The organism is Stenotrophomonas sp. P5_B8, from assembly GCF_054049855.1.
In genome coordinates this window covers 1-3327 of record NZ_JBFULO010000412.1, presented here as the reverse complement: position 1 = coordinate 3327, position 3327 = coordinate 1, and the positions used below count along the sequence as shown (strand labels likewise).

Below are 3327 nucleotides of genomic sequence, written 5' to 3'. Positions count from 1 at the left end.
GGGATGCAGGCAGGCTTGTCCGGCGAGTCGCTTGTCTTGGGCCAGAAAGGCCAGCGTAGTGACGGCGCGTCCGTTCGACTGTGGCCCAACGGGGATCTCCTGATCAGTTTGCCTGTTCCGCCACCAGAGTGCGGCATGGGGCTATCGGTCGTCGTAGAAGAAGATATCACCGGAAAGCTTGAAGCTGCGATCAGCTACGCCGTGTGGCTTCTGGCTAATATCGACCCAACCGAACGGCTTAGCCATGTCGTTCCTGCGGTGCGGCTGCTCGGAGAGCATGCAGGTGCTTGGCGGACCCGGGCGGAACAAGAGGCGAGTCCAAACAGCATGCAAGTGCCCTGGCGGCAGGGAGAGCACCAGGAGCCCGTCCTCCTAACGCCAGCCCACCAGGTCAGACAGGCGCTAACGATGGACACGCAACGCATTGTGGAGGACTTGATCGTGCTCTTGCGCCGTCGTTGGAATGGTTAGTTCGTCAGTCGAAAATAAAGTTGTAGAGCGTATTCATCAAGATCTTCTGGCAGGAAAAGTCTCCCGATTGCGGTATGTTCGATTTGGCAATTGGCTGAGCGCTCGCGGTGGTTAGTTGCACGCTGATGCATTTCTTCGGATGAGGCGCTCTTGCTTTCAAATGTCCAGCTTGTGCGGTTGGGTGTCTATTTCTTATTGCCAGGCCCGCGCCTAGGGCCTTGCGGTTTCTCTGATCCCAGCCCTGCTCCGTCATCGCTTAGATCGGTTTGGCGCGGAAGATGGGCGGAGTCATCCGGGATCATCACATTCGCCGTCCTTACGGATGTCTTAGTTCCTAATGGTGAAGAGTTAGGGCCAAACGGCGTTGGGTTCGGGCCGGGTCTGGTTTTTGCGCTATAAACGGGCATGTGTTCAGCTAGAATATCCACTGCTTTGCGTGCCTTGGTGATGTCATCTAGGATGAGCCAGCCTGTAATGGGTGTTGCTAGCTCGTCCGCGCCCTTCGTTAGCAATTGGTGGAAGAGAACGTTACCGAGTATTTGCTGATTAGGAAGAACCAAGGGCGACCACAATCCTCCCACCGTTTCCTTCCATCCTTTCGGAAAGCTCTGAATATTGTTCCCCCATAGATTTACGCATGCTTTCACAATTACAGCCTTTTGTGCGCTAATCAACGTATATGTAGGCTGGTGATTCGTAATCGCGCTACAGCGAATTTGATTGCTCTCGTAAACCAGATAATGTAACCAGTGTAGGTTTGAAAAGACTGGATTTATATTGGGGTCTGCTAAGTCATTTAGTATATCGAGCCCGTAATCAGCAAGTCTCAGGAACTGTGGTTCAGGTAGCTTTGGTGGGTTTGCTCTCGCTGGCGAGATATGCCTGATTGAAAACGTTCCGGCTCCCTTATCCATTTTTGCCTGAAATACGGAGAGGCGAAAACTGCCATCCGGCATGCAAATGACCAGCGCGAAATCAGCCCCGCGTCCTGGTTCTGTCATCAGCCCGGTGCCGCTTTTGGCATATCTCACCCAAAGGTGGTGTGGTGAGGGAGCGGGCTGGTAGGCTAAGCAGCAGAATGGAGCGACTGCCGTAAARGCACCCAGGATAGCTGCGGTGATTGTCTCTTCATCATGATCCGCTGTGATGTTATTTTTTTGCAGTTCAAGCAGCGCCATCTGGAACGTAGCCGCCAGCGCATTCAATGTCGAGTTTGGCGGAACGCCGAGTTCGGCTTCTATCCAGTTTTTCAGAGGTTGCACGTTGACGGTCCTTGTCCACTTTTCTTTGAAGACGAACGGCTCGCTAGCTCTTTGAGAGCAGCGCGACTAACTTCTCACGAGCGTAGTAGTCTGCCCATGATCGGTCAATAGGCTTGTCTGGTGTGAAGATGGCGCTGGCAGATTTTCGCCAATTCTTTGGGAGTTCAAAAGGCGTAATCGCCGCACGGTAAGCGACTTCCGGAGGCGTGTCAGCATCTTCAATCCACCGAATAAATTGCTCTTTTTCTTCTTGGCTGCCTGTATCAAAGGTATGGTTGAAAATTTGGTCCATCACGTGTCGGTGCTCGAGGTGCGACATTGCAATTCCATCCCAATGCGCTAGAGCTGACGACAACTTAGGGAAGTAATGTGTCGATGCACCGCCATGCATGGCTTGAGTCAACCAGCCTTTTTCGCTCTTCTCGTTCGAAAGTGCCACTCCCAACTGGCTAAGCCTTGCTTGTACTCTTTTTCTATCCACCTTTATCCCCTTATTTTCCATTAGGCTAACGGGGTTTTGATCTTCGTCAACGATTGGTGGTTTTACATGGCGGGCATCCTGGTAAAGTAACAGAAGTTTTCTGCACCCGAAGCGTTCGTGATGCTCGGTTCTTCTTGTTCAATCAGGTGCGAGCGTGAACCATAACAGGCAACAAAAGCACTATAAATAAGGTGTTTTCGAGCTATTGCGCTTCTCAAATCTTGAGCCATAACCAATGGACTAAGACACTGGAAGCCTTATGACTATCGAACACACACGCATCAAAACTTACAGCCGAGCTAAGGGTCATTCCGCCCTCGCAGCCGCCGCCTACCGGGGCGGATTCTTGCTCACTGATCCCAGATCCGGCGTCAAACATGACTACCGGGGCAGGGCTGGAATCATCCAGGCCTGCTGCGTGGCTCCCTCTGGGGCGCCCGCTTGGACTAATGACCCGCAACGCCTCTGGGCCGCAGCAGAGGCGGCAGAGCGCCGCCGCAACAGTACCGTTTGCCGTGATTTCACCATTGCCTTGCCGCACGAGCTCGATGACCGCGAGCGTTGGGACCTGGTTCTCGACATCTCGCATGCACTGATCAAGCGATATGGCTTTGCGCTACAAGCGAGCCATCACCGGCCAACCAAGGACGATCCTCGCTACTTCTACGCTCATCTGTTGGCGACCACTAGGCGCATGGAGGCCTCTGGGCTGGCAGCCAAGACGCGAGTCCTGGACGGGCGTATCAACGGCAAAGGCGAGATTGAGTGGATACGCGCCATGATCTCCGACCGCATTCATTCCCATTCCGCCCACAGCACCGCTCAGGCGAAGGCAGATCGCAGTGAACTGAGCCAGCGAATTGCAGTGCGTCGAGATGAGAGGATCTTCGTGAAAGGGTTGGCGAGCTTTGAGCAGCTCTTGGAGCACTACCGTAAGGCAGGCAGCCTTGTGGCAATCCCTGAGGGGCACACATCTGAGCAGGCGCGCCGAGACAAAGGCGTCGGAGCGATCAACGCGGTTGCGAGCGGCATCGAGCTTGCGCCGTCTCCGTTAGCAGGCTCTCTGAGTGATAGAGAGATCAGTGCAGGTATGGACGGCGAAGCTCAGTCAAT

The 3327-nt window shown here is 54.0% G+C and carries 4 protein-coding genes; 2 read left to right on the top strand and 2 right to left on the bottom strand.

The window, feature by feature from the left end; all coding sequences use genetic code 11:
* Nucleotides 1-471: hypothetical protein (locus tag ACXJKH_RS17280; protein WP_457321162.1), on the top strand; the 471-nt coding region annotated here is incomplete at its 5' end.
* 185 nt (nt 472-656) lie between these two features.
* On the opposite strand, the gene ACXJKH_RS17275 is transcribed toward ACXJKH_RS17280, so the two are convergent.
* Both ACXJKH_RS17275 and ACXJKH_RS17270 read right to left on the bottom strand, forming a co-directional pair.
* On the bottom strand, nt 657-1733 hold the full coding sequence (locus ACXJKH_RS17275; protein WP_457321160.1) for a hypothetical protein: 1077 nt from the start codon (nt 1731-1733) through the stop codon (nt 657-659).
* Between the two features lie 43 nt (nt 1734-1776).
* Nucleotides 1777-2235, bottom strand: coding sequence for a hypothetical protein (locus tag ACXJKH_RS17270; RefSeq protein ID WP_457321158.1), 459 nt, complete (start codon nt 2233-2235; stop codon nt 1777-1779).
* A gap of 238 nt (nt 2236-2473) precedes the next feature.
* Here ACXJKH_RS17270 and ACXJKH_RS17265 point away from each other — a divergent pair.
* Nucleotides 2474-3327 (top strand): MobA/MobL family protein (locus tag ACXJKH_RS17265; RefSeq protein ID WP_457321156.1); only part of this gene is annotated, 854 nt, incomplete at its 3' end.